The organism is Brevundimonas sp. (assembly GCF_035626975.1).
Lineage (GTDB): Bacteria > Pseudomonadota > Alphaproteobacteria > Caulobacterales > Caulobacteraceae > Brevundimonas.
On record NZ_DASPMQ010000020.1, the window covers coordinates 60,065 to 83,342 of the forward strand.

At 70.3% G+C, this 23,278-nt stretch carries 25 protein-coding genes; 16 read left to right on the plus strand and 9 right to left on the minus strand.

The genetic code is table 11. From position 1 onward, the window contains the following. Positions 1-14: 14 nt before the first annotated feature. A complete protein-coding gene (locus tag VEB62_RS06190; RefSeq protein WP_324796839.1) occupies positions 15-902 on the minus strand; it encodes a class I SAM-dependent methyltransferase in 888 nt (295 codons plus the stop codon). Here VEB62_RS06190 and VEB62_RS06195 point away from each other — a divergent pair. The 7 genes from VEB62_RS06195 to VEB62_RS06225 are packed head-to-tail and all read left to right on the plus strand — an operon-like array spanning position 901 to position 5,059. Continuing rightward, positions 901-1,707, plus strand: coding sequence for a ComF family protein (locus VEB62_RS06195; RefSeq protein WP_324796841.1), 807 nt, complete (start codon positions 901-903; stop codon positions 1,705-1,707). The genes VEB62_RS06190 and VEB62_RS06195 overlap by 2 nt on opposite strands. A gap of 25 nt (positions 1,708-1,732) precedes the next feature. After that, positions 1,733-1,990 carry a glutaredoxin 3 gene (gene grxC, locus VEB62_RS06200; RefSeq protein WP_324796843.1) on the plus strand — a complete coding sequence of 86 codons (258 nt, stop codon included), beginning with the start codon at positions 1,733-1,735 and terminating at the stop codon, positions 1,988-1,990. Next, the gene (locus tag VEB62_RS06205) at positions 1,990-2,826 is read left to right on the plus strand and encodes a carbon-nitrogen hydrolase family protein (RefSeq protein ID WP_324796845.1); all 837 of its coding nucleotides are present in this window, start codon (positions 1,990-1,992) and stop codon (positions 2,824-2,826) included. The genes grxC and VEB62_RS06205 overlap by 1 nt, the downstream gene beginning before the upstream one ends. Beyond that, positions 2,823-3,254: a DUF1178 family protein gene (locus tag VEB62_RS06210; RefSeq protein ID WP_324796847.1), complete on the plus strand. Its 432-nt coding sequence runs from the start codon at positions 2,823-2,825 to the stop codon at positions 3,252-3,254. Before VEB62_RS06205 ends, VEB62_RS06210 begins: the two co-directional genes overlap by 4 nt. Before the next feature lie 6 nt (positions 3,255-3,260). Beyond that, complete coding sequence (locus VEB62_RS06215) at positions 3,261-4,082, plus strand: AraC family transcriptional regulator (protein WP_324796850.1); 822 nt, start codon at positions 3,261-3,263, stop codon at positions 4,080-4,082. A 30-nt stretch (positions 4,083-4,112) separates the two neighbouring features. Beyond that, positions 4,113-4,571 carry a DUF6265 family protein gene (locus tag VEB62_RS06220; RefSeq protein WP_324796853.1) on the plus strand — a complete coding sequence of 153 codons (459 nt, stop codon included), beginning with the start codon at positions 4,113-4,115 and terminating at the stop codon, positions 4,569-4,571. Next, positions 4,526-5,059 carry a GNAT family N-acetyltransferase gene (locus VEB62_RS06225; RefSeq protein WP_324796856.1) on the plus strand — a complete coding sequence of 178 codons (534 nt, stop codon included), beginning with the start codon at positions 4,526-4,528 and terminating at the stop codon, positions 5,057-5,059. The genes VEB62_RS06220 and VEB62_RS06225 overlap by 46 nt, the downstream gene beginning before the upstream one ends. A gap of 4 nt (positions 5,060-5,063) precedes the next feature. Here VEB62_RS06225 and VEB62_RS06230 read toward each other — a convergent pair whose 3' ends face one another. Beyond that, the gene (locus VEB62_RS06230) at positions 5,064-5,279 is read right to left on the minus strand and encodes a hypothetical protein (RefSeq protein WP_324796858.1); all 216 of its coding nucleotides are present in this window, start codon (positions 5,277-5,279) and stop codon (positions 5,064-5,066) included. 200 nt (positions 5,280-5,479) lie between these two features. Further along, positions 5,480-6,283, minus strand: a complete 804-nt coding sequence (gene ubiG / locus VEB62_RS06235) for a bifunctional 2-polyprenyl-6-hydroxyphenol methylase/3-demethylubiquinol 3-O-methyltransferase UbiG (RefSeq protein WP_324796861.1) — start codon at positions 6,281-6,283, stop codon at positions 5,480-5,482. Positions 6,284-6,338: 55 nt separating this feature from the next. Here ubiG and VEB62_RS06240 point away from each other — a divergent pair, with 55 nt between their 5' ends. The 7 genes from VEB62_RS06240 to VEB62_RS06270 all read left to right on the plus strand — a co-directional run bounded on the left by VEB62_RS06240 (position 6,339) and on the right by VEB62_RS06270 (position 14,193). Beyond that, on the plus strand, positions 6,339-7,628 hold the full coding sequence (locus tag VEB62_RS06240) for an aspartate kinase (RefSeq protein WP_324796864.1): 1,290 nt from the start codon (positions 6,339-6,341) through the stop codon (positions 7,626-7,628). 113 nt (positions 7,629-7,741) lie between these two features. Continuing rightward, complete coding sequence (gene ptsP / locus VEB62_RS06245; protein ID WP_414641986.1) at positions 7,742-9,946, plus strand: phosphoenolpyruvate--protein phosphotransferase; 2,205 nt, start codon at positions 7,742-7,744, stop codon at positions 9,944-9,946. Between the two features lie 252 nt (positions 9,947-10,198). After that, positions 10,199-11,242 (plus strand): helix-turn-helix domain-containing protein, encoded by a 1,044-nt coding sequence (locus tag VEB62_RS06250; RefSeq protein ID WP_324796870.1) that lies wholly within the window; start codon positions 10,199-10,201, stop codon positions 11,240-11,242. A gap of 57 nt (positions 11,243-11,299) precedes the next feature. Then, entirely contained in the window at positions 11,300-12,469 is a 1,170-nt protein-coding gene (gene ispG / locus VEB62_RS06255; RefSeq protein ID WP_324796874.1) for a flavodoxin-dependent (E)-4-hydroxy-3-methylbut-2-enyl-diphosphate synthase, read from the plus strand. 1 nt (position 12,470) lies between these two features. Then, a complete protein-coding gene (locus VEB62_RS06260) occupies positions 12,471-13,067 on the plus strand; it encodes a glutathione S-transferase N-terminal domain-containing protein (protein ID WP_324796876.1) in 597 nt (198 codons plus the stop codon). A 98-nt stretch (positions 13,068-13,165) separates the two neighbouring features. Beyond that, complete coding sequence (locus VEB62_RS06265; RefSeq protein ID WP_324796879.1) at positions 13,166-13,651, plus strand: translation initiation factor 2; 486 nt, start codon at positions 13,166-13,168, stop codon at positions 13,649-13,651. Beyond that, positions 13,648-14,193, plus strand: coding sequence for a hypothetical protein (locus VEB62_RS06270; protein ID WP_324796882.1), 546 nt, complete (start codon positions 13,648-13,650; stop codon positions 14,191-14,193). The genes VEB62_RS06265 and VEB62_RS06270 overlap by 4 nt, the downstream gene beginning before the upstream one ends. 59 nt (positions 14,194-14,252) lie before the next feature. Here the strand turns inward: VEB62_RS06270 and VEB62_RS06275 are convergent, their stop codons facing one another. Further along, positions 14,253-15,032 carry a sulfite exporter TauE/SafE family protein gene (locus VEB62_RS06275; protein WP_324796884.1) on the minus strand — a complete coding sequence of 260 codons (780 nt, stop codon included), beginning with the start codon at positions 15,030-15,032 and terminating at the stop codon, positions 14,253-14,255. 247 nt (positions 15,033-15,279) lie between these two features. On the opposite strand from VEB62_RS06275, the gene prfA reads away from it, so the two are divergent. Both prfA and VEB62_RS06285 read left to right on the plus strand, forming a co-directional pair. Continuing rightward, positions 15,280-16,347, plus strand: a complete 1,068-nt coding sequence (gene prfA / locus VEB62_RS06280) for a peptide chain release factor 1 (protein WP_324796887.1) — start codon at positions 15,280-15,282, stop codon at positions 16,345-16,347. Positions 16,348-16,442: 95 nt separating this feature from the next. Beyond that, positions 16,443-17,846, plus strand: coding sequence for a serine hydrolase domain-containing protein (locus tag VEB62_RS06285; RefSeq protein ID WP_324796889.1), 1,404 nt, complete (start codon positions 16,443-16,445; stop codon positions 17,844-17,846). Here the strand turns inward: VEB62_RS06285 and recF are convergent. From recF to rpsT, 5 genes are all read right to left on the minus strand, one after another. After that, complete coding sequence (gene recF / locus VEB62_RS06290) at positions 17,843-18,976, minus strand: DNA replication/repair protein RecF (protein WP_324796891.1); 1,134 nt, start codon at positions 18,974-18,976, stop codon at positions 17,843-17,845. The two genes, VEB62_RS06285 and recF, sit on opposite strands and share 4 nt — an antisense overlap. Positions 18,977-19,141: 165 nt before the next feature. Continuing rightward, positions 19,142-19,465, minus strand: a complete 324-nt coding sequence (locus VEB62_RS06295; RefSeq protein WP_324796894.1) for a GIY-YIG nuclease family protein — start codon at positions 19,463-19,465, stop codon at positions 19,142-19,144. 41 nt (positions 19,466-19,506) lie between these two features. Further along, positions 19,507-20,625, minus strand: a complete 1,119-nt coding sequence (gene dnaN / locus VEB62_RS06300; protein ID WP_324796897.1) for a DNA polymerase III subunit beta — start codon at positions 20,623-20,625, stop codon at positions 19,507-19,509. Positions 20,626-21,061: 436 nt separating this feature from the next. Further along, the gene (gene dnaA / locus VEB62_RS06305; protein ID WP_414641987.1) at positions 21,062-22,531 is read right to left on the minus strand and encodes a chromosomal replication initiator protein DnaA; all 1,470 of its coding nucleotides are present in this window, start codon (positions 22,529-22,531) and stop codon (positions 21,062-21,064) included. 416 nt (positions 22,532-22,947) lie between these two features. Further along, entirely contained in the window at positions 22,948-23,217 is a 270-nt protein-coding gene (rpsT, locus tag VEB62_RS06310; protein WP_324774211.1) for a 30S ribosomal protein S20, read from the minus strand. Positions 23,218-23,278 lie beyond the last annotated feature (61 nt).

Below are 23,278 nucleotides of genomic sequence, written 5' to 3' on the forward strand. Positions count from 1 at the left end.
CGGGCCGGCCTCCGTCAGTCTTCCTCGCCCGTCCATTCCCTGACGCCCAGGGCGTCCGCCAGCCGGACCTTGGCCGATCCCCGCGGCAGGGGCTTCTGCTGGCTCTCGTGGGGCGCCCAGCCGGCCAGATGGACGATCTCGAACGTGGCCCGGATGCGCCCGTCGGCGTCTGCGAAGCGCTCGGCGTAGAGCTCCGCCGTCCGCGCCAGCAGGCCGCGGGTCATGGGCCGGATCGCGCCGGCCAGCGCATTGGTCTCGCCCATGGCCCGCAGATCCCGCACGAGGGCGTACAGGTCGGGATAGCGCACGGTCAGCCGGTCGACGTCCGAGACGGGCAGGGCGAAACCGGCCCTCTGAAGCAGGGCGGCGCCGTCGAACCCGTCGGCGAAGGGCGACACCCGGGCCTGGGCCCCGCCGCGCACCTCCAGCTCCGCCTCGGTCAGCACCGTGCGCAGCTCCTTCAGCGTTCCGGCCCCGAGCAGGGTCCCGAGAAACAGTCCGTCGGGCCGCAGGGCGCGGCGGATCTGCGCCAGGGCGCCCGGCAGGTCGTTGGCCCAGTGCAGGCTCATCAGCGAGACGATCAGGTCCTGCGACTGGTCCGGCAGACCCAGCGGCGCCGCGCCGGGCGCCGCCCGCGCCGCCTCGTCGCCCGGGACCCGCACCGCGCCGACCCGTCCGGCGGCGATGGTGTCGGCCAGCAACCGCGCGAACGGGCCGGGCCGGGCCGACAGGTCGACGGCTTCCGGAAAGTCGCGCAGGATGACCTCCAGGCTGTTCACCGCGTTCTCGGCGGCCCGGACGTGCAGGAAGTCGGCGGCGGCGAAGGCCTTCTCCCCGCGCGCAAGCTTCGCCGCGCGGCGTCGGCTGTCGAAAATCTCGGGGGGACCGGGGGAGGCGCTCATGGCTCATCAGGATGGGGGTTGGCGCGAGCGATTGGAAGCGGGCCGGTCGCGGGTCGCGCTCGGGCTGCGCGCGCTGGGTCGGGGCGCGGCCGACCTGTTGATGCCGCCCCTGGCCCATGACAGCCCGGAGGCCGCCGCCTCGGCCGGACTGACGCCGGACGCCTGGACGCGGGTGACCTTCCTCGAGGACCCGGTCTGCGACGGCTGCGGCGCCGGGTTCGAGATGGACGGCGGGGTCTTCGCCTCGCCGCGCTGCGCCGCCTGCCTGGCCCGGCCCTACGCCTTCGCCCGGGCGCGGGCGGCCTGCGTCTACGACGAGGCGTCGCGGGGCCTGATCCTGAAATTCAAGCACGGCGACCACCAGCCGTTCGCGCCGCTGTTCGCCCGCTGGCTGAGCCGTTCGGCCGCGCCCTTGCTGGAGGAGGCCGACGCGGTGGCTCCCGTGCCGCTGCACCGGTTCCGGCTGCTGTCGCGCCGCTTCAACCAGGCCGCGGAGATCGCCCGGCCGCTGGCCCGCGGAGCCGGTCTCGACTATCTGCCCGACGCCCTGGTCCGGCAGACCCACACGACGACCCAGGGCGGCAAATCGGCCCGCGGACGGCGGCTGAACGTCAGGAAGGCCTTCGCCGTCACCGAGGAGGGGCGCCGGAGAATCAAGGGCCGCCGCATCCTTCTGGTCGACGACGTGTTGACCACGGGCGCCACCGCCGAGGCCTGCGCCCACGCGCTGCTCGAGGCCGGCGCCCGCGCCGTCGATCTGGCGGTCATCGCCCGGGTGCGCACGGCGCGGGAATTGCCTACATAGCGGTTACAGAAACCTGGAGCCCCCCTTGGTCGACGTCGTCATCTACACAAAACCCGGTTGCGGCTACTGCTACGCGGCCATGGCCCTGCTCGACGAAAAGGGCGTGAACTATACCGAGATCGTCGCCTCCAACGATCCGGCGAGGAAGCAGGAAATGATCCAGCGATCCGGCGGCCGCATGACCTTTCCGCAGATCTTCATCGACGGAAAGCATATTGGCGGGTCCGACGACCTGCGCGCCCTTGACCGGCGCGGCGAGCTGGACCCATTGCTGGCGGCCTGATGACCATGCTCCCCGTCGCCCTGATCCAGACCCGCACCCCGGCCAGCCCGGAGGCGGCCTATGCCCATGTGGAGCCGATGATCCGCGAGGCTGCGGTCGGCGGGGCGAAGCTGATCCTGACGCCCGAAGCGACCAATTTCCTGATCCAGGACCGGGCTCGCCGCGAGGCGGTGCTGGAGACCCAGGACCGCGACGTGGTCGTCGGCAAGCTGCGCGCCCTGGCTCGCGAACTGGGTGTCTGGCTGCTGATCGGCTCGGCGATCGTGAAGTCCGGCCACGCCGGCGATGACCGCGCCGCCAACCGGTCGCTGCTGATCGACGATACCGGCGAGGTGGCCGCCACCTATGACAAGCTGCACGTCTATGATGTCGACCTGCCCACCGGCGAGCGCTGGCGCGAGAGCGCCTCGGTTCGGCCCGGCGACGGCGCCGTGGTCGCCGGGACGCCTTGGGGCAGGCTGGGCCTGACCATCTGCTACGACATCCGCTTCCCGCAGCTGCACCGGGCCCTGGCCAAGGCGGGGGCGGCGATGATCGCCGTGCCGGCCGCCTTCACCGTGCCGACCGGCGAGGCGCACTGGGAGACCCTGCTGCGCGCCCGGGCCATCGAGACCGGGGCTTACGTCCTGGCCCCGGCCCAGGCGGGCGAGCACGAGGACGGCCGCCGCACCTGGGGCCATTCGATGGTCGTGGCGCCGTGGGGCGAGGTGGTGGCCAGGCTGGATCACGACGAGCCCGGCGTGCTGTTCGCCACGCTGGATCTGGACGCGGTGACGCGGGCCCGCGCGGCCGTGCCCCAGCTGACCCACGACCGCGAATTCGCGCCGCCCGCATGATCCGCTACGCCCTCCAGTGTGACCACGGCCACGGCTTCGAAGCCTGGTTCGGAGCCTCGGCCGACTATGACGACCAGGCGGAGCGGGGGCTGGTCGAATGCCCCGTCTGCGGCTCGCATGCGGTCAGCAAACAGATCATGGCTCCCGCCGTCGCCGGGACCCGCAAGTCCGCCGCGGCCCCGGACCCGGCGAAGATGCAGAGCATGATGATGCAGGTCGCCCGCGAGGTCCGCAGCCACGTCGAGCAGAATTTCGACTATGTCGGCGACGCCTTCGCCCGCGAGGCGCGGGATATCCACGAGGGCCGCTCGGAGAAGCGCGAAATCTACGGCGAGGCCACGCCCGCCGAGGTGAAAAAGCTCAAGGACGACGGCGTGCCCTGCGCGCCCCTGCCGCCGCTGCCGCCTGATCCGACCAGGCTGAACTGAAGCGCCGTGCCGGGGGAGGGGGAGCGCTATCAGGAGTTCGAGCCGCCCGCCTCGCTGCGCCCGTTCGTGCGCACCCTCTGGACCTATGCCGCCCCGGCGCCGGAGCCGACGGTGCAGCGCATCGCGCCCGACGGCTGCCCCGAACTGATCGTCGACATCGGCGCCCCCTACGAGGAGCAGGGCGCGGACGGCGTCTTTCGCCTTCAGCCCCGGGCCCTGTTCGCGGGCCAGATGACACGGCCGCTGGCCCTGCGCCCCGTCGGCCCGGTCGAACTGGTGGCCGTCCGCTTCGAGCCCGACGGCGCCCGCGACTGGCTGGGCGTCCCGCTGGCCCAGGCCACCGACCGGCGTCTGGACATGGTGGCGCGAACGGCGGAGGTGCGTCCTGCAGCCGGCGATCCGGCGGCGCAGGTGGAGGTCATGGTCCGCTGGCTCGAGGAGCAACGCCGCGCCGGGCACTGGTCCCTCGACCCGGTGGTGCGCGCCGGGATCGAGGCGGCGGCCGGGGACGAACGGCCGGGGGATGCGCGCTCGCCCGCAGAGCACCGCGCCCTGCAGCGCCGCTTCCGCGACCGGGTGGGCGTGCCGCCGCGTCTGCTGCGATCGATCCTGCGCTTCCGCCGGGTGTTCGACCTGGCCGCCGCACCCGGGGCCGCCGGCTGGCTGGAGGCGGGGCTGGGGGCGGGGTACTTCGATCAGCCGCAGATGGCCCGGGATTTCCGCCGCTTCCTCGGCTGTACGGCGACGGAGTGGGCCCGCGAGCAGGTCGGGCTGGCGCGCAGCCTCGCGTCGCAATCCTACAAGCCGGGCCCGCTGTCGCCGCACTAGGGTGGCGCTGAACCACGGGAGACCTCGCCGATGCCGACCGCCGCCCTTTTCGCCGCGCTGCTGATCCAGACGCCGCCCGCGTCACCGCCCGACCTGTCGTGGATGGCCGGCTACTGGCTCGACTGTTCCGGCGGCCGCGAGGCCTCGGAAACCTGGAGCGATCCGCGCGCCGGACTCAGCGTCGGCCACGCCGTGACCGTGTCAGACGGCGAGGCCGCGTTCGAGGTCTCGCATATCGGCCCGACGCCGCAGGGCTTCGCCTATGTCGCCCAGCCGGGCGGAGCGCCCCCCACAGCCTTCGTGCTGGTCGAGAGCGGGCCGGGCCGGGCCGTGTTCGCCAATCCGCAAAACGACTTTCCCACCCGCGTCATCTATGAACGCGACGGGAACGCCCTGAAGGCCCGGATCGAGGGCGAGATCGAGGGGCAGGCGCGGAGCATGGAATGGAACTTCAGGACGGCCCCGCTGAACACCCGCTGTCCGGCCTGACATGGCGGCCGATGACGGTCGCCGATCTCGACGCGGTGGCGCAGATCGCGGTCATCGGCTTTCCGGATCATTTCGAGGGTCTGGAGTGTTTCGCCAACCGTCTTGCGCTGACCCCGTCCGGCTGTTTCGTGCTGGCCGGCGCGGACGGCGCGGCGAAGGGGTACCTGGTCGCCTACCCATGGCGGGCCAATGACGCGCCGGCGTTGAACACCCTGATCGAGGCGATCCCCGGCGATGCGCAGGTGATGTACCTGCACGACCTCGCCCTGCATCCCGATGTCCGGGGGCGGGGCTGCGCGCGACCGATCGTGGAGCGGCTGGCCGGGGAGGCCCGGGCCGCCGGCTGGCCGGCCCTGGCTCTTGTCGCCGTCAACGACGCCGCGCCCTTCTGGGAGGGGCAGGGTTTCGCGGTCGTCGAGACGGCGGAGATGGCGGCGAAGCTACAAACCTACGGGCCGGACGCCCGCTATATGCTCCGCCGCCTCTGATCGCCTAGCTGCGGGTCCAGCCCTTGCCGGCCATGCAGTCGCGGAAGGCGTCGCCGTGGCCGTTGCCGGCCGAGGCGCGGCAGGATGAGCGGGCTTCGTCGAACGGCTGGGCGTTGTTGCCGTGCCAGGCGTCGTCGCTGTCGGAAGCGTCGATGACGGTGACGCAGGCCGAGGCCATCAGGCTGGCGGACAGGGCGGTGAGGATAAGAAGGCGGTTCATGAACAGCTCCGGTGGGGAGGTTGAGGACTTCATCCTCATCCCACTGCCAAGCTTGGCTGTCCCGTTACTTCGAGGTCAGGTCCATGAACGCCCCATGAACCGCGTTCAGCCAGTTCCCGACGATTTCGACCATGAAAAGCGCGGCGATTTCGATCAGGTCGACCATGAAGATTCATGCGGTCGGTGAACATGACTGATGTTCAGTCGCGGGTGGCGACCATCATATAGTTGATCCCGGCGTCGTCGCTCTCGCTCCAGCGGTCGGTCAGGGGATTGTAGACCAGACCATACGGGCCGCTGACCGCCACCGGCTCCTCCGACAGCATCAACCGGATCTCGTCCGGCTTGAGGAACTGGCGCCAGTCGTGGGTGCCGGCGGGGACCCAGCGCAGCACATACTCCGCCGCGACCTTGCCGAGGGCGAGGGACTTCAGGGTCCGGTTGAGGGTGGCGACGATCATCAGGCCGCCGGGCTTCACCAGCCGGGCGCAGGTGCGGATGAAGGCCTCGGGATCGGCGACGTGCTCGATCACCTCCAGGGTCAGGACGACATCGAACGGGCCGGCCCCCTCCGTCTCCAGCTGTTCGACCGTGGCCGCGCGGTAGCCGATGTCGAGGCCCTGCTGGTCCGCATGGACCCGGGCCGTGCCGATGTTTTCAGACGAGGCGTCGATGGCGGTCACCTCAAAGCCGAGACGCCGCATCGGTTCTGCGATCAGGCCGCCGCCGCAGCCGACGTCGAGCAGGGTCAGGCCGGCGAAGGGTTCGCGGCTCCGGATGTTCCGGCCGAAGCGTTCGGCGACACGGTCGCGGACGAAGGCGAGGCGGGCCGGATTGAACCTGTGCAACGGCGCGAACGGGCCGCGCGCGTCCCACCATTCCGCCGCCCGGGCGGAGAAACGGGCCACGTCGGCCGGATCGATCGACGGTCCCGCCGCGCGCTCGTCGAATTCCCCGCCGCTTTGGGGTTTGCGCGCCGATACCGTGTCGTTAGAAGCGACCATGGGCCGAGGGATGAACCCGCGCGGCCGTCCACGCAAGATGGGGCGATACGCCACGATGACGCGGCCCGCTACGACGCGACTGGTGATGAAGTTCGGCGGCACCTCGATGGGCGACCTTGAGCGCATCCGCCGCGCCGCGCGCATCATCGCCGCCGAGGCCGCCGCGGGCATGAAGGTCGCCGTGGTGGTGTCGGCCATGGCCGGCAAGACCAATGAGCTGGTCGCGTGGACCGATGGCGCGGGTCGCCCCGCTCCGTCCCTGGCGGACCAGGGCATCGAACTTTCGGACGACGAGTACGACGTCGTGGTCGCCTCGGGCGAGCAGGTGACCTCGGGCCTGCTGGCGCTGACCTTGCGAAACATGGGGCTGAACGCGCGCAGCTGGATGGGCTGGCAGATTCCGATCCTGACCGACGACGCCCACGGACGCGCCCGCATCGAGGACGTGCCGGGCGAGGTGCTCGGCGCGGCGCTGGACCGGGGCGAGATCGCCGTGGTGCCCGGCTTCCAGGGCGTCACGCGCGACGGCCGGATCACGACACTGGGCCGCGGCGGCTCGGACACCTCGGCGGTGGCCGTGGCCGCGGCGCTGGGCTGCGCCTGCGACATCTACACCGACGTGGACGGCGTCTACACCACCGACCCGCGCATCGAGTCCCGGGCCCGCCGCCTCGAAAAGGTCTCCTATGAGGAGATGCTGGAGATGGCCTCGCTCGGGGCCAAGGTGCTGCAGACCCGCTCGGTGGAGCTGGCCATGGCGAAACAGGTCCCGGTGCGGGTCCTGTCCAGCTTTATCGAACCCGACGAGAACGGCGTCCTGCCCGCCAAGTCCGGCACCCTGATCTGCGACGAGGAGGAAATCGTGGAGAAACGCATCGTATCCGGCGTGACCATGAGCCGCGACGAGGCCCGCATCACCCTGCTGGGGCTGTCGGACCGGGTCGAGGCGCCGGCCGACGTCTTCACCCGGCTGGCCGAAGCCAACGTCAATGTCGACATGATCGTGCAGAGCCAGGCCCGCACCGAGGGGGCGGTCAACCTGACCTTCACCACGGGCCGGCGCGACGCCCAGCGGGCGGCCGAGCTGATGCGCGCGGCCCAGCACGAGATCGGGTTCGAGGAACTGCGCGTCGACGAGGACGTGGCCAAGGTGTCGGTGGTCGGGGTCGGCATGCGCAGCCACGCCGGGGTGGCCCAGACCATGTTCCGGGCCCTGGCCGACAAGGGCGTGAAGTTCCAGGCCATCTCGACCTCGGAGATCAAGATCAGCGTATTGATCGACGCGGCCTATGCCGAACTGGCCGTTCGTGCGCTTCATTCGGCCTACGGTCTGGAAGCAGTCTAGAAACGAAGCCTGGCGGCGCCCATCTGCGGCGCTGATCTGTTGGAGGGGCCATGCCGGTTGGCGGATTGACGACGAGGGGGCCGCGGAACCTCCTTCGCCAGATCCGCGAGGCGATGGCGGGGGCGGCGCCGGCGCAGCAACGGCTCGACACCGTCGTCCGCATCATCGCCCAGTCGATGGTGGCCGAGGTCTGCTCGATCTATCTGCGGCGCGCGTCCGGCGAACTGGAGCTGTTCGCCACCCAGGGCCTGAAGCCGGAAGCCGTGCACAACACCCGCCTGCGGCCCGGCGAGGGCCTGGTCGGCGAGGTGGCGCGGACGGCCGAGCCGATCAGCCTGTCCGACGCCCCGTCGCACCCCAGCTTCGCCTACCGGCCCGAGACCGGCGAAGACCCCTATCACGCCTTCCTCGGCGCACCCCTGCTGCGCGGCGGCCGGGCCATCGGCGTGCTCGTCGTCCAGAACCGGTCCGAGCGCCGCTACGACGAGGAAGAGGTCGAGGACATCCAGACCATCGCCATGGTCCTGGCCGAGACCGTGGCCTCTGGCGAACTGCTGGCCCAGGATGAGCTGCGCGACATCGAGGTCGCGCCGCACCGGCCCGAGCGGCTCAAGGGCCAGCGCTTCGCCGAGGGTCTGGCCTACGGCCACGTCGTCCTGCACGAGGCTCCGGTGCCGCCGGAGAATCTGCTGGCCGAGGACCAGCAGGCCGAGGAGATCCGCCTGCGCGAGGCGCTGACCGCTCTCAAGGCGAATATCGATTCCCTGCTGGAAGGCGGGCAGGGCAAGCTGGCGGGAACCTCGTTCGAGGTCCTGGAAACCTACCGCATGTTCGCCGACGACCGGGGCTGGAACCGGTCGCTGGAGGAGGCGGTGCGCACCGGCCTGACCGCCGAGGCCGCCGTCGACCGGGTCCGCAACGAACACCGCGCCCGCTTCGCCACCGCGCGCGACCCCTACATCCGCGAGCGGCTGCACGACTTCGAGGATCTGGCCAACCGGCTGCTCCGGCTACTGGCGGGCGACCGGCCCGGCGAGCGGGACCTGCCCGACGACGCCATCCTGGTCGCGCGCAACCTGGGGCCCGCCGATCTGCTGGAATACCCGCGGCACAAGCTGAGGGGGCTGCTGCTCGAGGAAGGGTCGGCGGCCAGCCACGCCGCCATCGTGGCCCGGGCCCTGCAAATCCCCTGCGTCGGCCGTCTGATGGGCCTGCGCGACCGCCTCTCCGAAGGCGATCTGGTCATCGTCGACGGCGAGACCGGCGAGACCTATCTGCGGCCGCGCCCCGACATGCTGGCCGCGGTCCAGTCGCGGATGGAGGTGCGCAGCGAGCGGCAGGCCGAGTTCACCCGCCTGCGCGACGTGGCCGCCGTCACGCTCGACGGAACGCGCATCACCCTGCTGACCAACGCCGGCCTCGCCGTCGACCTGGAGAACCTCGACGCCACCGGCGCCGAGGGCATCGGCCTGTTCCGCACCGAATTCCAGTTCATGGTCTCGGAGGAGCTGCCGCGCCTCGACAGCCAGGCGGCGCTCTACAAGCTGGTGCTGGACACGGCGGGCGACCGCCCGGTCACCTTCCGCACCCTCGACATCGGCGGCGACAAGGTCCTGCCCTATCTGGTGACCGAGCGGGAGGAGAACCCCGCCCTGGGCCGCCGGGCCATACGTCTCGGCCTTGACCGGCCGGGCCTGCTGCGGCTCCAGCTGCGGGCGCTGCTGACCGCCGCGGCCGGGCGCGAGCTGCGGGTCATGTTCCCGATGATCGCCACGGTCGACGAGTTCCGCGCCGCCCGCGATCTGGTCGATGTCGAATGCGCCTGGGCCAGGCGGCGGGGACGGGCGCTGCCGGCCCTGCTGCGGGTCGGGGCGATGATCGAATGCCCGTCCCTGCTGTGGCACCTCGACGCCCTGCTGCCGCTGACGGACTTCGTCTCGATCGGCACCAATGACCTGTTCCAGTACATGTTCGCCGCCGACCGGACCAATCCGCTGGTCTCGGACCGCTACGATCCGCTGTCGCCGCCGGCGTTGAGGGCCCTGGCCGAGATCCAGAAGAAATGCGCCGACACCGGCACCCCGGTTTCGGTTTGCGGCGAACTGGCGGGCCGGCCGCTGGAGGCGTTCGCCCTGCTGACGCTGGGCTACACCCGCCTGTCGGCCCCCGCGGGCGGGGTGGGACCGGTCAAGCGGATGATCCTGTCGGCCGATCTGCCCGCCGCCCGGCGCGGCATGGCCAACCTGCTCGGTTCGTCGTCCGGCTCCATCCGCGGCGAACTGGAATCGCTGGCCCGGAAATTGAACATCACGATCTGAAACGTCCCGGCCTGAAACCGCCGGTACGCCTAACAAATCGTTGATTGGTCAACTCAAATGAGTTATCCACAAGCCGGAACCGGGTGGTTTGCGGGGGCGGACCCGAACTGTCATCCCGATATGGTACAGGCCCCGGGTTCGAGTACGGCGCGCCAGGACTTCCTGCGCGCGCCGAGTATGGGGTCAGGCCGGATGGCGCTGGATACGGGGAACACCCCCGAAGAGTTTCGGAGTCCCGCCGACTGGAAGGACGTGGTTCCTTCCGTCACGGACGCGCCGACTCTCGGCGACGGCCTGCGCATCGCCAGGACCCATTCCGGCCGTTCGCTGGCCGAGCTTTCCAGCATCACCCGGGTGCCGGCCCGCTATCTGACCGCGCTGGAGCAGAACGACTTTTCGGTGCTGCCCAACCGGGTCTTCTCGATCGGCTACGTCCGCGCCTACGCCGCCGCCCTGGGGCTGGACGAACAGCTGGCCGTCGAGCGGTTCAAGCGCGAGAGCCCCGACCCCTCGGTGCCGTTGCAGCCGCCGGTCGGCGTCGCCTTCGAGGATGTGAGACGCTATTCGCCCCGTCTGATCGCCGCCGGCCTGGCGCTGGTCCTGGCCGTGGTCGGCTGGAATGTCTTCCAGCGCGTCAGCCTGATGCGCGCGCCGGAGCCGTCCGACATCGCCACCGTTCCGGAAAGCTGGACGCTCGGCGCCGTGCCGGGACAGGGACAGTTCATGCGTCTGTCCGCGCCGCGCCCGGCTCCGCCGGACCAGACGGTCCCGGCCCTCTACATCACGCCCGGCCTTGAAGCCGAGTTGACCGGGATCGATCCCGCGTCGCCCGAAGGCATCGCCGCGGCCGCCGCCGGCGCCCCGCCGGTGCAGAAGGCCTTCAACCCGCGCGGGGCCATCTACGGCGCCTCGGCCAGCGCCTCGCAGGTCGTGCTTCAGGCCCGCGAGTCCGCCTATCTGATCGTGCGCATGGCCGACGGACGCGTGCTGTTCGCCCGGCAACTCGCCGCCGGCGACGCCTGGCGCGCGCCGGTCGGTGTCGCGGCCACGGTCGAGGTGCAGAACGTGTCGGCGTTCGATGTCTATCTGAACGGCGAGCACGGCGGGGCGCTTGCGGCCGTCCAGACCCCGCTGAACCAGCTGAACCTCCGCGCCCAGACCCTGGCTCGCCAGGCCGCCGCCGCCGTCGCGGCCCGCACCGAGGCCGCGCGAACCGCCGCCGTCCAGGCGCAGGCCCAGGCCCAGCTTCAGGCCACGGCGATGCAGAACCCCGTCGCCCCCACCGCCGGAGGCTGATCCGCGACGTCGCGCGTCGTGGCCATGCCGCATTCCTGCGCCTATGTTGTCCCCGACATGAGCCACGACCACGCATCCGAACTCGGGCACATCCGCCCGTGGCGCCATATCGAGCGCCGCAAGAGCCGCCAGATCATGGTCGGGCGCGTGCCCGTGGGCGGCGGCGCGCCGATCACCGTCCAGTCGATGACCAATACGCCGACCTCGGACGCGGCGGCGACGCTCGACCAGATCCGTCAGCTTGAGGAAGCCGGCGCCGACATCGTGCGCGTCTCCTGCCCGGACGAGGACTCGACCGCGGCCTTCCGCACCATCGCCCGCGAGTCGCGGGTCCCGCTCGTCGCCGACATTCATTTTCACTACAAGCGCGGCATCGAGGCCGCCCAGGCCGGCGCCGCCTGCCTGCGCATCAATCCGGGCAACATCGGAAGCGCCGACCGCGTCCGCGAGGTCATCCAGGCCGCCCGGGACCACGGCTGTTCGATGCGCATCGGCGTCAACGCCGGCTCGCTGGAGCGCGACCTGCTGGAGAAGTATGGCGAGCCCTGTCCCGAGGCGATGGTCGAGAGCGCGCTGAGCCACGCCCGTATCCTGCAGGACCACGACTTCCACGAGTTCAAGATTTCGGTGAAGGCGTCCGACCCCTTCCTGACGGTGGCCGCCTACCAGCAGCTGGCCGACGCCATCGACTGCCCGCTGCATCTGGGCGTGACCGAGGCCGGGCCGCTGCGGTCGGGCACCATCAAGTCGGCCATCGGCCTGGGTTCGATGCTGTGGGCGGGCATCGGCGACACCATCCGGGTCTCCCTGGCCGCGGATCCGGTCGAGGAGATCAAGGTCGGCTTCGACATCCTCAAGTCGCTGGGCCTGCGCCACCGGGGCGTCAACATCATCGCCTGCCCGTCGTGCGCGCGTCAGGGTTTCAACGTCATCGAGACGGTCGGCATTCTCGAGGAGAAGCTGGCCCATGTGACCACGCCGATGTCGCTGTCGATCATCGGCTGCGTCGTCAACGGCCCCGGCGAGGCGCTCTACACCGACGTCGGCTTCACCGGCGGCGGCAAGGGGGCGGGCATGGTCTATCTGAACGGCAAGATGGCCCACAAGCTGGCCAATGACGGCATGATCGACCACATCGTCGAACTGGTCGAAGCCAGGGCCGCCGAACTGGAGGCCGCCCAGGCCGCCGAACCGGCCGCCGGACCCGCCCTTCACGCCGCGGAGTGACATGAAACTCTACATCTCCGGACCCTCCCCCTACGCCCGCAAATGCCGGATCGTGGCCCGCGAGAAGGGGCTGATCGACCGCATCGAGGAGATCGCGGTCGATCCCTACGCCAATGCGCCCGAACTGCTGGCGTCCAACCCGCTGGTCCAGGTCCCGACCCTGATCGCGGAGGACGGCCTGCCGCTCAACGACAGTCCGGTGATCTGCGAATATCTGGACGCGCTCGGCGCCGGGCCGCGCCTGCTGCCCGAGGGCGGTCCGGAGCGGCTGCGGGTGCGGCGGCTCGAGACCCTGGCCAACGGGGCGCTCGAGATGGGCGTCAAACTGTTGCTGGAGAAGCGCCGGCCCGAACACGAACGATCGCCGTCGTGGATCGCGCGCTGGACGACCAACATGGGCCGGGCGCTGGATGCGCTCGAGGCGGCGGAACCCGACGCGGCCCGCCTCGACATGGGCGTGATCACGGCCGGTGTGGCGGCGACCTGGATCGGCTTCCGCCATCCGGACTTCGACTGGAAGACCGGCCGCCCCGGCCTGGTGGCGCTGCAGGCGGCGCTGGAGATCCGGCCGAGCTTTGCGGATACCCGGCCTGGTTGACCTGTCGATCACTCTTTGGTGATTGACCGCGGGCCCGCCCGATGCCACTAGACGAAAGGCTCGCCGGGGGGGTGGGCTTGTAATCCTAGGGGCTTTTCATGATTTTCAACCGTAACGCGCGCTTCGCGGCGCGTGCGCTCACGCTCGTCGGCGTGGCGCTGTCGCTGCCTGCCTGCGCCACCATCACGCGCGGCACCACCCAGGCCTTCACCGTAGAGAGCACGCCGCCCGGAGCCAGCGTCTCGACCTCGAACGGCTTCCAGTGCGACGCCACGCCCTGCACCTTCCGCATGCCGCGCAAGGACGCCTTCCGGGCCACCGTCTCGATGGACGGGTATGTCACCCAGGAGCACGAGATCGCCAGTGGCATGTCGGGCGCCGGCGGCGCCGGCTTCGCGGGCAATGTCCTGGTCGGCGGCCTGATCGGCATGACGGTCGACGCCAACTCGGGCGCCATGAAGGACCTGACGCCGAATCCGCTGGTCGTCACCCTGCGCACGCCGGCCGAAGAGGCCGCCTGGCGCGCCGGCGAGGCCGATCGTCAGGCCGCCGCGGCCGCGACCGCAGCCGGGGCCGGCGAATGAGCCGCGCCGCGATGTTCCGGCGCCTCGCCGCCGCCGCCGCCGTCGTCTCCCTCATGGGCCTGGCCGCCTGCGCCACGCCGTCGCGTCCGGAGGCCATGAGCCTGGCCGCGACGTCGGGACTGACCGCCGCCCCGGGTGATCCGGGCTACCACGCGGTCACCTCGGTGATCGTCAGCGGCGGTTCGGAGACCAACCCGCTGTGGACCGCCCAGGTCTCCAACCAGGACCTCAAGACCGCCCTTGAGACGTCCCTCGCCGCCGCTGGCTACATGGGCTCGGACGGGCCGAACATGGTGGTCACGGCGAACATGGTCCAACTGCAGCAGCCGATGGCGGGTCTGGATCTGTCGGTCACCAGCCGCATCCAGTACTCGGTCACCAGCGATGGCCGGGTCATCTTCAATGACACCGTCTCCGCCACCGGCACCGCCGGCATGGGCGAGGCGTTCGTGGCCACCGAACGCCTGCGTCTGGCGAACGAGAAGTCGATCAAGGAAAACATCAAGCAGTTCCTGACCCGCTTCCGCGCCACCGCGCGCTGATCGGATCGACGTCACGACGAAGGGGCGGGATCGGCTCAGCCGGTCCCGCCCTTGTCGTTTCAGGCCACCACCCCCGCCAGCTGGAGCCCCTGAAACCCCGCCAGCGCCAGCAGCAGGCCGCCGACGGCATAGGTCAACACCCGCCGCGGCACGCGCTTGGCGATCAGGCCGGCGAAGGGCGCGGCCGCCAGGCCGCCGACCACCAGCCCGCCCACCGCGGCGGCGTGGTTCTGCAGCGCGTCCGCGTCGCGCCAGTGGCCCGACAGCAGCGCCCAGACGAAGGCGGCGCTGATGGCCACGGCGAGGAAGAATTCGGCGGTGTTGACCGTGCCGATGGCCCGGCGCGGCTCCTGCCCGGCGCCGACCAGGGTCGAGGACACGGTCGGTCCCCAGCCGCCTCCGCCGACGGCGTCCAGAAAGCCGCCGACCAGCCCCAACGGGGCCGTGATCCACGCCGCGATGCGGCGGATCCGGATGTCATGGCCGGCGCGCCACAGGATGTAGAGGCCCATCAGCGCCAGATAGGCGATCACGAACGGCTTGATGACGTCGCCCTCGACGCCGGTCAGCACATAGGCCCCCAGGCAGCCGCCGATCACCCCGGCGACCGCCAGCGGCGCCAGCAGTCGCCAGTCGACGTTCCGGTGCAGGATGTGGCTCCCGGCCGAGGCCGCGGTGGTGAAGACCTCGGCGCCGTGCACGCTCGCTGAGGCCGTCGCCGGCGGCACGCCGAAGGCCAGCAGCACTGATGAGGAGATGACGCCATAGGCCATGCCGAGGGCGCCATCCACGGCCTGGGCCAGGAAGCCCACCAGCAGGAAGAGCAAAAACGTGTCCATGCGCCCCCTTATGGCCTCGACGAAGCGTCGCCGTCTTCGATGAAAGGCGAGGCGATGCATTTGGTTGCGCACCGGTCCATCGACAGGCTGGCGGCCGTCGCGCCAGAGCGAAATCGGTCTTGATCGACGTCGATCAAGGCTCAGATTTCGCTCCGCTTTGAATCCGGCCCATTTTTTGGATTCAGGTCGATTCGACCTGAAGCAAAAATGGGCTAAGGCTCCCCTCCCGTCAGACAGGACCTCTCCCTTGCGACTGCCCCAGGCCCGGCTCGATCAGGTGCTCGACCGCTTCCATCAGGTGGAAGCGCGCATGGGCGCGGCCAGCGACGGCCAGGAGATCGTGCGCCTGTCGAAAGAGCACGCCGAGATGAAGCCGGTGGCCGACGCGGTCATGGCCCTGGCGAAGACCCGCGCCGACATGGCCGATCTGGAGGCCATGGCCGCCGATCCCGAAATGGCAGAGATGGCGGCGGACGAACTTCAGGCGCTCAGGGAGACCCTGCCCGACATGGAGCGGGAGGTGGCCCTGCTGCTGGCCCCGCGCGACGCCGACGAGAACGCCTCGGCGGTGCTGGAGGTCCGCGCCGGCACCGGCGGCGACGAGGCCGCCCTGTTCGCGGGCGACCTGTTCCGCATGTATTCGCGCTACGCCGCCAACCGCGGCTGGAAGGTCGAGGTCGACTCCGCCACCGAGGGCGAGGCCGGCGGCTACAAGGAGATCATCGCCACCGTCACCGGCGAGGGCGTGTTCGGCCGGCTGAAGTTCGAGAGCGGCGTGCACCGCGTCCAGCGCGTGCCGACCACCGAGGCGGGCGGCCGCATCCACACTTCGGCGGCGACCGTCGCGGTCCTGCCCGAGGTCGAGGACGTCGAGATCGAGATCCACGACAAGGACATCCGCATCGACACCTTCCGCGCCTCCGGCTCGGGCGGCCAGCACGTCAACAAGACCGATTCGGCCGTGCGCATCACCCACTTCCCCTCGGGCATCGTGGTGACCTCGTCGGAGAAGAGCCAGCACGTCAACCGCGACAAGGCGATGAAGAACCTGCGCGTCCGCCTCTACGACATGCAGCGCCAGATGAAGGACAACGCCCGCTCCGACGCGCGCAAGTCCCAGGTCGGCTCGGGCGACCGGTCCGAGCGCATCCGCACCTACAACTTCCCGCAGGGCCGGGTCACCGATCACCGCATCGGCCTGACCCTGCACAGCCTGCCGCAGATCCTCGAGGGCGACCTCGACCCGATGCTCAACGCCCTGATCGCCGAGGACCAGGCCGCGCGCCTGTCAGATCTCGAGGCGGAGTTCGGGTGAGCCTGCGGCGGAACTCCGCCCGAAACCTTGCCGAGGTTTAACTGGCGGCTCCGTTGGCCCGCGCTCAAGCTTGAGCGTCCCCTCTGGAGCCTCCGATGTCTGTACGCCGCCTGATGCTCGTTCCCGCCTTTGCGGGTGCCCTGTTCCTCACCGGTGGCGGGCCGGCGCTGGCCGATCCGGTCGACGACCTCGTGCGCGGCTATATGGAGGCCGCCCACATTCCCGGGGCGGCCGTGGCGCTGGTCGAGGACGGCCGGATCGTCAAGCTGGAAGGGTACGGCCAGGCCAACCTCGAGTGGGAGTCCCCGGTCACCCCGGACACGCCCTTCCAGACCGCCTCGGCGTCGAAGGTCGTCGCCGGCGTCGTTTTGATGCGGCTGGTCGAACAGGGGACGCTGTCTCTGGACGATCCGATTCCGACCTTTTTCGAGGGCGCGCCCGAGAGCTGGAACGGGATCACGGTGCGCCATCTGGCGGGCCATACCTCGGGGCTGGGAGAGGTAAGGGGGCTGCCCAATACAGCGACGACGCGGGAGGTGGCGATCGAGGCGATGACGCTGCCGCTGGCGTATCCCACGGGAACGGAGTCCCGCTACGGGCTGACCGACTTCGTGGTTATGACGGCGATCATGGAGAAGGCCTCGGGCCTGTCCTACCCGGAGCTTGTGCGGCGCGAGATCGTCGAGCCGCTGGGGCTGACCCATACCGGCTTCAGCATGATGCGGGAGACCGGCTCGGTGCGCGCGGCGGAGATCATGCCGGGCAGCGCCCGGGTCTACGGATGGCGCGACGGCGTCCAGCGGGACGAGGCGTTCATCTATCCGGTCCACGCCTACGCCGCGGGGGGCCTGTACAGTTCGGCCCGCGACATCGCCACGCTGATGGCGGCGCTGGACGGCGGCCGCCTGCTCAAGCCGGAGAGCTTCGCCCTGCTGACCTCGCCGGCCCGGCTCAATGACGGGCGCGACGGCGGCTTCGGGGTCGGCTGGACGTTCGACCGCTACCATGGGCGGACGACCGTAGGCCACACCGGAGGCCCGGCGCTCGCCGACGTCATGCACGTGCCGTCGGAAAGGCTGACGGTGATCGTCCTGACCAATCAACGCCGCTTCTACCCGCTGCTGTCGCACGCCATCGCCGACCTGAGCCTGCCTCCGGCGCCGGAGGCGGCGGCCATCGCCGACTCCCGGCCGGAGATGACGGCCGCCCTGCGCCGGATGCTGGAAGAGGCGGTGGCGGGCCGGGTCGAGCCGGCTGTCTTCACGGCCGAGGGTCAGGAGGGGCTGGTGCCCTTCTATCAGGACTTCGGCCAGGCCATGCTCGCCGCGGTGGGCCCGCTGCAGGCGGTGGAGCTGATGGACGAGCGTCCCGGTGAGGCGGGCGAACTTCGCCGCCGGTATCGCGTGCGGTTCGAGCGACGGACGCTGGACTTCGTCGTGCGCACCGACGCGGCCGGGCTGTTCTCCGAAATCCGGCCGCTGTCGGGCGACGACATCTAGGCCTCGACGGTCAGCCCCCCGCCCTCGACCCGCACGAACTGCGCCCGGCCGCGCAGGGGCTCGAACAGCTCCGCCTCCGTGCCGGTGAGAAACGCCTGCAACCCCAGCGCCTCGATCTCGTCGAACAGGGCGGCGCGGCGGCGCGTGTCGAGGTGGGCCGGGGCCTCGTCCAGCAGCAGGATCGGCGCGGCCGGCTGATCCGCCAGACGGGCGATCTGGGCGAGGATCAGGTTCAGCACCAGCGCCTTCTGCTCGCCCGACGAGCCTTCCGCTGCGGGGCGGTTCTTCTCGCGGTGCAGGGCGGTCAGGTCGGAGCGGTGCGGCCCGTACAGCGAGCGCCCGGCCGCGGCGTCGCGGGCGCGGCTGCGGCTCATGCCCTCGCGGATCGACTCGGCGATCGCTTCCGGACCGGCCCCGGCGGCGGCCATGGCCTCGGCCTCGCCGGTCAGGCCCAGGTCGGCCTGCGGGAACGGCCGGTCGCCCCGCCCGTCGATGGCGGCTTGCAGGGTGGTGAGCGCGGCGGCGCGAGCCAGGGCGGCGGCGGCCCCCGCCTCGCCGAGCCGCAGCTCCAGCGCATCCAGCCACAGCGGATCGGCGGGCTGACCCTCCGCCCCGTCGGTGAGCAGCCGCAGCCGCTCGCGCAGCGCCTTCTCATAGCCGGAGACCGAGGCGGCGTGATCCGGGTCGGCCGCGAACACCAGCCGATCGAAGAATTTCAGCCGCTCGGCCCGGGCGTCGGAGAACAGCCGGTCCTGCTCCGGCGTCGCCCACACCGGCCGCAGATGGTCCAGCAGCCGCCCCGGCTGCGCCGTCTCGCCATCGATGCGCACGATCCGCCGCGCCGCGCCGGGCGACTGCACCCCGGTGCCGAGCTTCGTCTCGCCGTCGCCGTCGGTCAGCACCGCCGCCACGGCCCAGGCCCGGCCGGTCGTCTCCCCCGGCTCCCGCCGCCCCATCTCCGGCGCGCTGGCCCCGCGCAGCCCCTTGCCCGGGGTGAACAGGCTCAGCGCCTCCAGCAGATTGGTCTTCCCCGCCCCGTTCGGCCCATGCAGCACCACCGTCCCCGCCGCGATGGACAGGGTCGCACTCGCATAGGAGCGGAAGTCGGTGAGGGTGAGGGCGGTGATCACGAGTGGGTGACTACACCAATCCGCTCATCCCGGCGAAAGCCGGGACCCAGTACTTTGGGTGATGCGTCGGAGAAGCCTCGCACCACCCCTCGTCCTGAAGCACTGACGTCACGCTGGACAGAACCGGGTCCCGGCTTTCGCCGGGATGAGCGGATGGAGGGCCGATCACTCAGGTAGTCCGAAGGTGTCCATCAGATCGATCCAGCCGGGGTTCGATTTTTCGATCAGCTCAAGCTTCCAGACCCGCTTCCATTCCTTGATCTGACGCTCGCGGACGAAGGCGGCATGCCGGGTCTCGTGAATCTCATACCAGACGAGAAGCGCCACGCCGTACTTGTCGGTGAAGCCTCCGAAACGCCCGTCCCGATGTTCATTGATTCGCTTGATCAGGTTGTCGGTCGAGCCGGTATATAGAGCATCCCGTTGCGCTGGCTGGCGACGATGTAGGTGAAGAACGCCAACCGGAACCTCCGTACGCAACGAAAGCACTGGGTCCCGGCTTTCGCCGGGATGAGCGGACTATTTGTTCCCTACACCCGCAGCGGCATCAGCACGTACTGCACGCCCGGATCGCCCGGATCGAGGACCAGGGTCGGGCTGGCCGGGTCGGCGAATTTGAAGTGGGCGGTCTCGCCGGTGATCTGGCCGGCGACGTCGAGCAGGTAGCGGGCGTTGAAGCCGATCTCGAACGGCTCTTCGGAGTAGCCGATCTCGACCTCCTCGACGCCCTGGCCGGCCTCCATGTTGCGCACCGTCAGGGTGACGCGGTCCAGCTCGAAGGCCAGTTTCACGCTGCGGCTCTTCTCGGCCGAGATGGTGGCCACCCGGTCGACGGCCGAGGCGAAGACGGCGTTGTCGATGTCGGCCTGCTTGTCGTTGCCCTTGGGGATGACGCGCATGTAGTCGGGGAAGGCGCCGTCGATGACCTTGGAGGTCAGGGAGGCCTGGCCGAACTCGAAGCGGATCTTCTGCGGGCTGACCATGACCTCGACCGGGCCGGAGCCGTCGTCGAGCAGGCGGCGGACCTGGTCGATGGTCTTGCGCGGCACGATCACGCCCGGGCCGCCGGCGGCGCCCTCGGGGGCCGGGGTCTCGGCCAGGGCCAGACGGTGGCCGTCGGTGGCCACGGCGCGCAGCAGGGGAATGCCGTTCTCGGCGACGGTGTGGAGATACAGGCCGTTCAGATAGTAGCGGGTCTCCTCGGTCGAGACCGCGAACCGGGTCTTGTCGATCAGCCGGGCGAGGTCCTCCTTGGGCAGGGCGAAGCGCGTGCCCGAGGTGTCGGTCGACATGACCGGGAAGTCGCCGGCCGGCAGGACCGGGAGGTTGAATTTCGAGCGGCCGGCCTGGACCACCAGTCGCGGATCGTCGCCGTTGTAGCTCAGCGAGACCTCGGCGCCGTCGGGCAGCTTGCGGACGATTTCATACAGGGTGTGGGCCGGGGCGGTGATCTGGCCCTCGACGTTCACCTGGGCCTCGGCCTCGTCGACCATCTCCATGTCGAGATCGGTGGCGGCGAAGCTGAGCTTGTCGCGGCCGGCGCTGAGCAGGACGTTCGACAGGATCGGAATGGTGTTGCGCCGTTCCACCACGCTCTGCACGTGCCCGAGGGCCTTGAGGAGCGCGGATCGTTCGATGGTCAGCTGCATGTCGTCTCGCCCGGGGTGCGGCGACTCAAAGCGTCACCGCGAATAGAGGGCCTTGGACACTAGCGGATTGGCGCGCGGGGGCAAGGAAGGGGCGTCGGCTCCGTGACGCGTGATCCGGGACGAGGCGGTCACTGTCTGTGGACAACCGTCCGGCGGCGTCCCCGGCGCCGTGACGCTGTGCTGACAATCCGGGAATCTATAGTCGGGTTCAGCCGAAAATTCGTCGCTGGATCAGCGATCTGGCGTTTTCCCGACGCCGCGAACCCGCCACAGGGCGGGCGGGGCGTAGACTGTGCCCGTGTCGTCGTCCCGGTCTTTGACAATTGCAACATGGGCCGCGCCGCTGAAGGCCGCCCACGCGGACCGCGCGGTCGGACCGTTCAGACTGTTCAGACCATTCAGACCATTCAGACCCTGTTTTCAGTCCGACGGCGCCCTAGCCCCTGAGCTTGCGCGTCAGGGCCTCGACGTCCCGGGCGATCTGGTCGTCGAGCGCGATCAGTTCCTCGATCTTGCGCACGCCGTGCAGCACCGTGGTGTGGTCGCGCCCGCCGAAGCGGCGGCCGATGTCCGGATAGGACCGGGTCGTATGCTGCTTGCACAGCCACATGGCGATCTGGCGCGGCCGGGCCACCGAACGGGTGCGGCGCTCCGACAGCAGGTCCGCCTGCTTGAGGGTGAAATGCTCGGCGACGGTCTTCTGGATCTCGTCGACGGTGATGCGGCGTTCGGGTCCGCCGCGCAGGGCCGAGCCGAGCAGCGTCTGGGTCTCGTCGACGGTCAGGGCCGCCAGACGCGCCCCGGCGACGGCGGCCAGGGTGTTCACGGCGCCTTCCAGTTCGCGCATCGAGCCGGGGGTCCGGTCGACCAGATGCTCGAGCACGTCGGGGCGGGCCTCGCCCGAGACGACGCCGAGGCTGGCCAGGGCGGCGATGCGGTTGCGGGCCACGGCCAGCTTGAGGGCGCGGTCGGCGGGCTCGACCGGGCAGGTCAGGCCGGAGGCGAGGTGGCTGCGCAGGCGCGGCTCGACTTCGGTCAGGGCCATCGGCGGGCGGTCGGCGGACAGGACGATGCGTTTGCCGTCCTCGATCAGGGCGGTCAGCGTCGAAAGCAGCTCTTCCTGGGTCGAGGCCTTGCCGCCGACGAACTGGACGTCGTCGATCAGCAGCATGTCGGCCCCGCGCAGGCTCTCCTTGAAGGCCGCGGTCGAGCGGTCCTGCATGGCGCGCACGAAGGTCGACAGGAAACGCTCGGCGGTCAGATAGACCACCCGGGCGTCGGGGCGCAGGCGCTGGGCTTCCCAGGCGATGGCGTTGAGCAGGTGGGTCTTGCCGTAGCCGTAGGGGCCGCAGAAGAAGATCGGGTTGAAGTGGCCGTCGGCCCAGGCGGCGGCCTGACGGGCGATGGCGAGGGCGAAGGCGTTGCCCTGGCCTTCCACGAAGCTGTCGAAGTTGAGGCGCTCCTGCAGGCCGGCGGCGCGCACGGCGCGGGCGCCGTCGGCCACCGGGCCGACCGTGGCCATCGGCATCGGCAGAACGGTGGCGGAGGCGGGCGCCTCGGCGCGGCCGGCCGCGACCTGCGACGCTGGCGGGGTCGAGCCCATCTCGGCCCGGCAGCGGACTTCGAGGCGGCGCGACAGGCCGTCCAGACCGAGCCACAGCTCGTTCATGCGGCGCAGAGCGTTCTTGCGCACCCAGTCCCGGGCGTAGGCTGTCGGGGTGACGAGGATCAGCTGGCCGGCGCCGTCGGCGCGGACCGCCGAGGGGGCGATGTAGGAGCTGAAGGCGCCCTCGCCGATTTCGCTGCGCAGGCGACCCGCCGCCTCGGTCCAGATCCGGTCCGGATCGGTCATGCCCGCCATCTGTGCGCCCCCCGCCATGTTCAGCCACCCGCCAAAAGAGTCCATCACCTGACGCCCTTCAGAGAGGCCTGATGCGGGGACGACTTCTCCTGTCCGGTGCGGCTGGGCGCCGCCCGGGGTGGGGTCATGCTCTCGATCAGACATCTCACGCCGACGCGAAACTGGTCCCGCGCCGTGTTCATCCGTGTGGGGATGGAAGTGCGTTAGAGGCCCAAACTTACGCCGGGAGCGGGGGCCGTCAACGCTGATTCGATTCGTTGAATGCAGTTAAATTGTTTGACTCCGCTAAAGCCAAACGCCGTCAACGAAATACCCGTTTTCGCCACCGGGGCGAGCACGATTTCAGGCCGGAAAGGTTAGCGGCGCACGTGCAAACGGCGAGGGAGCGGTTGCGCCCTCGCCGTTGAAATCACTCGAATTTACCGTGACAGCCGCGTGAAAGGCCGTCCGCCGCCGTCAGATCAGGCGGCCGACATTTTCTTCAGCTGGGCGGCCAGCCGCGACACCTTGCGCGAGCCCGTGTTCTTGTGAACCACGCCCTTGGTCACGGCGCGCATCAGCTCGGACTGCGCCTCGACGAAAGCGGTCTTCGCGGCGCCGGCGTCGCCGCCCGTCACGGCTTCCTGAAACTTGCGCAGGAAGGTGCGGACGCGCGTGCGGCGCGCCTTGTTCACTTCGGTGCGGGCGGCGATCTTGCGGATCGCTTTCTTGGCGCCGGGGTTGTTGGCCATCAGTCAAACCTTCGAACGGAAAACGCCGCGGAGCACACGTCCACGGCGCGAAAATCTCAAG

Excerpts from the sequence above, each read along its gene's own strand:
- VEB62_RS06195 (WP_324796841.1), top strand. The coding sequence starts at position 901 with ATGGCTCATCAGGATGGGGGTTGGCGCGAGCGATTGGAAGCGGGCCGG.
- VEB62_RS06190 (WP_324796839.1), bottom strand. The coding sequence starts at position 902 with ATGAGCGCCTCCCCCGGTCCCCCCGAGATTTTCGACAGCCGACGCCGC.
- VEB62_RS06205 (WP_324796845.1), top strand. The coding sequence starts at position 1,990 with ATGACCATGCTCCCCGTCGCCCTGATCCAGACCCGCACCCCGGCCAGC.
- VEB62_RS06210 (WP_324796847.1), top strand. The coding sequence starts at position 2,823 with ATGATCCGCTACGCCCTCCAGTGTGACCACGGCCACGGCTTCGAAGCC.
- VEB62_RS06220 (WP_324796853.1), top strand. The coding sequence starts at position 4,113 with ATGCCGACCGCCGCCCTTTTCGCCGCGCTGCTGATCCAGACGCCGCCC.
- VEB62_RS06225 (WP_324796856.1), top strand. The coding sequence starts at position 4,526 with ATGGAACTTCAGGACGGCCCCGCTGAACACCCGCTGTCCGGCCTGACA.
- VEB62_RS06230 (WP_324796858.1), bottom strand. The coding sequence starts at position 5,279 with ATGAACCGCCTTCTTATCCTCACCGCCCTGTCCGCCAGCCTGATGGCC.
- ubiG (WP_324796861.1), bottom strand. The coding sequence starts at position 6,283 with ATGGTCGCTTCTAACGACACGGTATCGGCGCGCAAACCCCAAAGCGGC.
- VEB62_RS06240 (WP_324796864.1), top strand. The coding sequence starts at position 6,339 with ATGACGCGGCCCGCTACGACGCGACTGGTGATGAAGTTCGGCGGCACC.
- ptsP (WP_414641986.1), top strand. The coding sequence starts at position 7,742 with ATGGCGGGGGCGGCGCCGGCGCAGCAACGGCTCGACACCGTCGTCCGC.
- ispG (WP_324796874.1), top strand. The coding sequence starts at position 11,300 with ATGAGCCACGACCACGCATCCGAACTCGGGCACATCCGCCCGTGGCGC.
- VEB62_RS06260 (WP_324796876.1), top strand. The coding sequence starts at position 12,471 with ATGAAACTCTACATCTCCGGACCCTCCCCCTACGCCCGCAAATGCCGG.
- VEB62_RS06265 (WP_324796879.1), top strand. The coding sequence starts at position 13,166 with ATGATTTTCAACCGTAACGCGCGCTTCGCGGCGCGTGCGCTCACGCTC.
- VEB62_RS06270 (WP_324796882.1), top strand. The coding sequence starts at position 13,648 with ATGAGCCGCGCCGCGATGTTCCGGCGCCTCGCCGCCGCCGCCGCCGTC.
- VEB62_RS06275 (WP_324796884.1), bottom strand. The coding sequence starts at position 15,032 with ATGGACACGTTTTTGCTCTTCCTGCTGGTGGGCTTCCTGGCCCAGGCC.
- VEB62_RS06285 (WP_324796889.1), top strand. The coding sequence starts at position 16,443 with ATGTCTGTACGCCGCCTGATGCTCGTTCCCGCCTTTGCGGGTGCCCTG.
- dnaN (WP_324796897.1), bottom strand. The coding sequence starts at position 20,625 with ATGCAGCTGACCATCGAACGATCCGCGCTCCTCAAGGCCCTCGGGCAC.
- dnaA (WP_414641987.1), bottom strand. The coding sequence starts at position 22,531 with ATGGACTCTTTTGGCGGGTGGCTGAACATGGCGGGGGGCGCACAGATG.
- rpsT (WP_324774211.1), bottom strand. The coding sequence starts at position 23,217 with ATGGCCAACAACCCCGGCGCCAAGAAAGCGATCCGCAAGATCGCCGCC.